Source organism: Streptomyces sp. NPDC039609 (assembly GCF_055596705.1).
Genome location: NZ_JBVIUJ010000004.1, coordinates 633,011 through 639,148 on the forward strand (window position 1 = coordinate 633,011; position 6,138 = coordinate 639,148).

General features: G+C 68.2%; 7 protein-coding genes. 4 read left to right on the plus strand and 3 right to left on the minus strand.

The window, feature by feature from the left end; translation table 11 throughout:
* Window positions 1-125 precede the first annotated feature (125 nt).
* Complete coding sequence (gene sigJ, locus ACZ561_RS15150; protein WP_470994371.1) at window positions 126-1,055, minus strand: RNA polymerase sigma factor SigJ; 930 nt, start codon at window positions 1,053-1,055, stop codon at window positions 126-128.
* 230 nt (window positions 1,056-1,285) lie between these two features.
* Between sigJ and ACZ561_RS15155 the strand changes: the two genes are divergently transcribed.
* The 4 genes from ACZ561_RS15155 (at window position 1,286) to ACZ561_RS15170 (ending at window position 4,235) form a co-directional block, all read left to right on the plus strand.
* Entirely contained in the window at window positions 1,286-1,759 is a 474-nt protein-coding gene (locus ACZ561_RS15155; RefSeq protein ID WP_470994374.1) for a carboxymuconolactone decarboxylase family protein, read from the plus strand.
* 225 nt (window positions 1,760-1,984) lie between these two features.
* Window positions 1,985-2,371 (plus strand): DoxX family protein, encoded by a 387-nt coding sequence (locus tag ACZ561_RS15160; RefSeq protein ID WP_470994377.1) that lies wholly within the window; start codon window positions 1,985-1,987, stop codon window positions 2,369-2,371.
* Window positions 2,372-2,774: 403 nt separating this feature from the next.
* A complete protein-coding gene (locus ACZ561_RS15165; protein ID WP_470994380.1) occupies window positions 2,775-3,050 on the plus strand; it encodes a hypothetical protein in 276 nt (91 codons plus the stop codon).
* Window positions 3,051-3,797: 747 nt separating this feature from the next.
* Window positions 3,798-4,235: a cupin domain-containing protein gene (locus tag ACZ561_RS15170; protein ID WP_470994382.1), complete on the plus strand. Its 438-nt coding sequence runs from the start codon at window positions 3,798-3,800 to the stop codon at window positions 4,233-4,235.
* Between the two features lie 473 nt (window positions 4,236-4,708).
* Here ACZ561_RS15170 and ACZ561_RS15175 read toward each other — a convergent pair whose 3' ends face one another.
* Window positions 4,709-5,164, minus strand: coding sequence for a hypothetical protein (locus tag ACZ561_RS15175; protein ID WP_470994386.1), 456 nt, complete (start codon window positions 5,162-5,164; stop codon window positions 4,709-4,711).
* Between the two features lie 390 nt (window positions 5,165-5,554).
* Complete coding sequence (locus ACZ561_RS15180) at window positions 5,555-5,866, minus strand: hypothetical protein (protein WP_470994389.1); 312 nt, start codon at window positions 5,864-5,866, stop codon at window positions 5,555-5,557.
* Window positions 5,867-6,138: the final 272 nt, after the last annotated feature.

Below are 6,138 nucleotides of genomic sequence, written 5' to 3' on the forward strand. Positions count from 1 at the left end.
TGATGTTGAACAGATAGCGGCCCAGGAAGTAGACGTGCCGGTCCTTGAGCGGGGAGAGCGGGCCACGTTTTTCCTTCGCCCTTACTCGTCGCCTCGCACGCTTCTGTGTGGTGAAGGGTGAACTGCTACTCCGACAGCAATGCCATGCCGGACACCGGACCGAGGTGGCCGAGTTTGTCGGGGTTGGACACGGTGTGGATCGCCCGAATCACACCGTCGACGATGTCGAGCTCGACCACGTTGACCACCCGGCCCTCGGGGTCGTACGTCACGGCGCCCGGGCGGCTGTTGACCCAGGCCGGACGGAGGTCGGCACCGAGGGTGCGGATCCGGCGGAACCCGCCGACGAGCAGCTGCCCGACGCGCTGCGGCTCGGCCACCGGATTCCTGGTCGCACGCGCCTTGCCGCCGCCGTCCCCGTAGTACACGACATCGGGCGCGAGCATGCCGAGCAGGGCGTCCAAGTCGCCGCCCTCGGCCGCCTCGAAGAACCTGCGGGCCAGTTTCTCGCCTTCGGCCCGGTGGGCGGGGGGCGGCGCGCTGTCCGTGTCCCTCCCAGCCGCGGCGATGCGCTTCTTGGCGCGGGCGAAGATCTGGCGGCAGTTCGCCTCGGTCTTTCCGGTGGTCCTCGCCACGTCCGGGTAGTCGTACCCGAACACCTCGCGCAGCATGAACACCGCCCGCTCCACCGGGGAGAGGGCCTCCAGCAGTACGAGGAAGGCCATGGACAGCGAGTCGGCCAGCTCGGCGTGCTCGACAGGCCCCGGCCGGTCGTTCGTCACGACGACCGGTTCGGGAAGCCAGTTCCCCACGTACATCTCTCTCCGTACCCGTGCCGAGCTCAGGTGGTTGATCCCCAACCGCGTCACAGCCGTGGTCAGGTACGCCTTTGGTGCGGAGACCGCGGTGCCCGCCTGTTGCGCCCGGGTCAGGCCGAGGAAGGCGTCCTGGACGAGGTCCTCGGCGTCGCCCACCGACCCGGTCATCCCGTAGGCGATGGAGAACATCAGCGGTCGGTAGCCGGCCTCGTCCGTCATATCCGTTGCTCCCGACATGGGACCCCTCCCTCAACTCGCGTACCGCGGTGCCCAGTCCAAGCGCGCCGCCCGTCAGCTCTGTCCAAGATCCACAGGACGCCCAGAGGGTATCCGAGGGGTGCCGGTCGGCCGTCGGCGGGCCATCGCCGTAGGGCGGAGAGACGCACGTCACATCAGCCCCTGTCACAGGCTGCCGGAGTGCCCTGTCTTAGAGGGCAACAGCGAAAAGCAGCAACAAGGAGGGCACGATGAACGCTCGACTGAACTTCATGAACAGCCCCGTCGCCGCCAAGGCCATGAAGCACATCGTCGCCGCCGGCAAGGCGCTCAAGGAGTCGACGGTTCCGGCTTCCACCCGGGAGCTGGTGATGCTCCGCGCCAGCCAGATCAACGGCTGCGCCGGATGCATCGACATGCACACCAAGGACGCCGCGCACGCCGGGGAGAGCGCGGTGCGTCTCAACCTGGTCGTGGCCTGGCGCGAGGCCACGGTGTTCACCGAAGCCGAACGCGCCGCCCTGGAGCTGACCGAAGAGGGCACCCGCATCGCCGATGCGGCCGGCGGGGTCTCGGACGCGGTGTGGGCGAACGCGGCCAAGTACTACGACGACGACCAGCTCGCCGACCTGGTGGCTCAGATCGCCATCATCAACGCGTTCAACCGCGGAAACGTCATGATCCAGCAGCCCGCGGGCGACTACCAGCCCGGCCAGCACGGCTGACCGACCGCCGCCACGCGACTGCCCGGCCCTGGCTCGCTGACCGACTGCCGGGCCAGCGGGGCTGGCCGACCCCCGCCCCCGCGACCGCTCAGCCTCGGCTCGCTGACCGACTGCCCGGCCAGCACGCCTGGCCGACCGCCCGGCGCCGGCTCGCTGACCGCCCGCCCGCTACGCGACTGCCCGGCCCTGGCTCCCCGTGCCGACACCCTACGAAGGACACATCCCATGAACCTCGCCCTGTGGATCACCACCGGACTGCTCGCCGCCGCCTATCTGTTCGGCGGTGCCTTCAAGATGATCGTGCCGAAGGAGAAGATCGCCGCCAGCGGCCCCAGTGCCCGCTGGACCGAGGACTTCAGCGCCGGCGGCATCAAGACCATCGGAGCCCTCGAGGTGCTGGCCGCGGTGGGCCTGATCCTGCCCGCCGTCCTCGGCGTGGCGCCGGTCCTGGTCCCGCTGGCGGCCCTCGGCCTGGTGCTGATGATGACCGGCGCGGCGATCACCCGCATACGGCGTCACGAGATCAAGTTCATGCTGGTGGACCTGGTCTACCTCGTCCTGGCCGCCTTCGTGGTGTGGGGCCGCTTCGGCCCCGAGTCCTTCACCGGCTGACCGGGGCATTGTCCGGCTACATGCGCTGCGTTCGGCTGGTGCGCGCAGCGGGCGATCGGAGTAGGCCAGCACGGCGATGCGCAGCTCAGGACGGCCTGCTGGCTCCCGGTGGCAAAGCCAGTGCCGCAGAGGACGAGTGAGGCGGCGTGCCGCGCGGAGGGCGTGTCGCAGTACGTGCCGGCACGCGCTTGCACCGCATTCGACATAGTCGAAGACCTGGCATCCAAGGGGCTGAAGGTATCTGTGCGTTCTGCCAGGCTGCTCGATAGCCCACAGGGCAAGGGGTCCTGGTATCCACCTATTGGGGGCGGGTCATGATTCACACCACGCTCGGACGCATGCGATACGTCAACACCCGAAGGAAGACCAGCTGGGCCGCGATCACGTCGGCTGGGACCCCAACATGGACGACGAAGCGCTCTTCCGCGCCAACCGGGGCTGCTGGGTCCTCGGGGAGCGGGCAGAGGAGGAGCTATACGCGCTGCTCTCCTGCGAAGCCGACGTGCGTATGGCCATGCGGATCGACAAGCTGGTTCCGATGAGCGGAGGACGCAAGGCGATCGAGGGCCGATTCCTCGAGCCGGGGGACGAGGTCTACGGCGCCTACGTCGGCGAGAAGCCCCCCGTAGAGCCGACCCGCAATCCGATTGCGTACTTCGACTCTCCGCACGACAGCTGACTCTGCGGTTGCGATTGCGGTGAGCCGGTCGCCGGAGGCTGGTTCCTGGCCGGACACGACCAGAAGGCCCTGCATGCCCAGGTCGCCAAGATCGGCACCGTCCGCGATTTCATCAGCTGGTTCGACAGCACCTACGTCGAGCCGACAGCCCGCTAACCATCGGCTCGCAACCACACGAGGACCAGCTCCTGCCGTGAAAAAGCCCGCCACCTGACGGTGGCCGGCTCCGTGACCGTCAGGTCTGCCGTGGTCGTGCTGGATGCCGCAGGTCGCGGGCAAGCGGCCGGGCCCGTCGACGGGAACGACGCAGCCGCGGCCTGGTGGAGAGGACGGGATACGGGGCTGCCTCTCCGGGGCCCGCGCCACCCCGAACGCGCGAGCCCCGGAACGGCACGACGGCTGGAGCCGATGGCGGCGCAAGGCCCGAAGCGCGCGACCGTCACCCTGGTCGGCTGCCGAGTCGCGCCCCCCAGTGGAACCGATGCTCACCCGCGCCCGTGAGGCTGTCCCCGGAGCTGGGGCCTTGCGTGACGATCTGGCCTACGAAGGCAACTTCGACGGCCAAACCGGGCCTGCTGTTCACCCCGACCCGTACGCGTGGACGCAGTCTGGACCAGACGGCTGTCTTGATGACGCTGTCGCAGTGAATCTTCGGCTGCCGCCGTGGGCCCCGGAGCAGACGGGATACCCACTCCTTCGACCGGCCGCACCGGCCGGGTGGTGACGATCGCTCAGGAGGAGAAGTCCATGGCGAAGCAGACCTTCGATCCCAACAGGCTCACGTTCGAGCAGGGGGTGGAGCGCATCAAGGACGCGGTTCGCGAGAGCGGACTCGACGTCGAGAACCGCATCATCACGTCGAAGGATGAGGGGGTCGAGAAGGCGCTCAAGATTCTCGAGGTCGACAATGTTCCGCCTGGCTTCCGTAAGTGGCAGCTTCCGGTGTACATGGCCTGTGAGTCCCAGCTCTACATCACGGTTGCCGAGCCGGGCGCGAAGGCGTCCCCGCACGCCCACGACGACGGTGCCGGCATCCGGTTCATCGCGGGTGGGTCGATCGTCTACAACGGCTATGAGCTCACGGCCGGGGACTGGATGTACGTCCCGGCGGGCATGGAGTACTCCTTCGAGGTTGGCCGTTACGGCGCGCTGATGTGTTACTGCTACTGCTGCTCTTGCGCGTGAGCAGGGGGCGAATCTGACAGCCGGGTCAGCCCGGGTCCGTGAGACTCCGCCCCGAGGGTGTCCGCGTGGTGGGGGAGGGCCTTCCTGGCCCGCGGCCGCTGCCGCACTTGTGACGACCCGACCCGCTTCACTACCGCCATCAGACTCAAGGCAGGGACAGGTCGACCCAACCGATTCCTGGACTCTCGTGATGGCTCGGCAGCCCGTCCAGGGAGCGATTCGGTCGGACCGCTTCCCGGACGGGTGAGTCGTGCTACGAACCAACTGACCCTTGGTGGGAGGGGTACCCGGCGGAGGGTTCTGCGGGTGACCTGAGCTCTGAGGGGTCGTCATGTCTGCTTCCCACGAACCCGCTTGGGTGCCAGGTCCGAGTGCGACGGTGACACCCGCGTCCGCACGGCGAAAGGTGAGGTCAGCTTCTGGTGGCCGCGGCAGAAGTCTCTGCTCCCCGCCACCTGGGGTGAGAGATCCGCCTACGACTTGACGCGGAAGTAGCCATAGAGGCAAACCCGTTCCGAGCCCTTGGCCAGGCACGCGTCAAGTGTGTACTGATTGTCTTCGTCGAGGTTGCCGGTCTGCCATGGGGTTGTGTAGGGGGACGGGTGCCCCTGCGTGGAAGCCTCGCGGATCAGCCACCCCGGTGCCGAGACGGTCCCCTTGACGCCCCACCCGTCGGCCGCGTCGTCGTTCGCCCGCAGCGCGTCTCCGGGTTCGATCCCGACCGGGTCCGCGTTCCAGTTCACGTATCCGGCGTAGTCGCCGTCGGCGTAGAGGTAGACGACCACTGATTTCCCCGACTGATACCAGCTCGACTGGTAGGTGAGTCGGGGTGCTGCCGCTGCGGTGCCCGCACCCGTTCCGAGGGAGATACCGACCATCATGGTGGTCGCCGCCAGCAGGGTGGCTATCCGCGTGCTCCAGTGGGTCATTCAAGGCCCTTCCGCGTCAGAGCGATCAAAGTAGCTCGCGATCCTAGACCGCGTGTCACCATGACGACACGCGGAGCCGCAGGAGGTATTGGCCCTCTCCGCGCACGAGATTGGTCGCCCCCCGACGGTTGGACGGCTCCGGGGGCCCGGGACGTCGGTCACCGTGGCGAGTAGCTCAATGCCGGGGCGTTGCGCATCGGTCCGTCGCGGACCGCCGCCACAGACTGAATACGGCCCGGCCGCCTCGACGGTGTCGCGTGGCCGGAGCCCTCGACTCCGGCACGGAGTCGAGCAGCCCGCGCCCTGTACGTGCCTACGTCGAACCCGACTTGAGCCGGGATGCCAAGGGGCCCGGAGGCTGTGTGCCTCCGGGCCCCTTGCCGTGCCGCCCTACTTCTCCTTCTCGTTCTGGTCGTAGTCCTCTGTGGCTTCCGTCTCCGCCTCGGCTTCAGCCTTGGCCTGCTCCACCATCCGGTCGATGTCCATGTCGACGCCGCGCAGTTGGTCGACTACCAGGCCCCACGCCCGACCGCGCAGTTCTTCCGGCACCTCGCCGTCGATGTGGTCCGCCAGCCTCGCCATCTCGTAGCGAGCGTCCTCCTCGTCGGCCTCGGTCGGCCCGCTCGCCGCGTCCCACACGAATTTGCCGACCGCGAGAGCCCCCCGGCCAATGGCCCCGAGCACCGCCCCGAAACTGGGCACTGTCCCCTCCTCGTTCCCTTCAACTGGTTGTTGATTCTGCCTGTCAGGCCGTTGTCGCGAAACGGAAAGGCCCGGAGGCGTCTTCCTCCGGGCCCTTCCTGGTGTCAAGCGTCTGCAGCCTGAGCCGGGAGGCGTGCGCCGGGCGACTCAGGCCGCCCGGCGCACGCGATCTCAGGAGGTCGACCCTGCAACTCGCTGTGGACGAGCGGGTGTGAGGGTTGCCGGTTGTGGGGTTAGCGGCGGTGGTGGTGGTTGCCCCAGGACTTGGTGTC

What these genes read in the sequence shown, in the direction of transcription:
- ACZ561_RS15160 (WP_470994377.1), top strand. Translation starts at nt 1,985, where the DNA reads ATGAACCTCGCCCTGTGGATCACCACCGGACTGCTCGCCGCCGCCTAT.
- ACZ561_RS15175 (WP_470994386.1), bottom strand. Translation starts at nt 5,164, where the DNA reads ATGACCCACTGGAGCACGCGGATAGCCACCCTGCTGGCGGCGACCACC.
- sigJ (WP_470994371.1), bottom strand. Translation starts at nt 1,055, where the DNA reads ATGTCGGGAGCAACGGATATGACGGACGAGGCCGGCTACCGACCGCTG.
- ACZ561_RS15155 (WP_470994374.1), top strand. Translation starts at nt 1,286, where the DNA reads ATGAACGCTCGACTGAACTTCATGAACAGCCCCGTCGCCGCCAAGGCC.
- ACZ561_RS15165 (WP_470994380.1), top strand. Translation starts at nt 2,775, where the DNA reads ATGGACGACGAAGCGCTCTTCCGCGCCAACCGGGGCTGCTGGGTCCTC.
- ACZ561_RS15170 (WP_470994382.1), top strand. Translation starts at nt 3,798, where the DNA reads ATGGCGAAGCAGACCTTCGATCCCAACAGGCTCACGTTCGAGCAGGGG.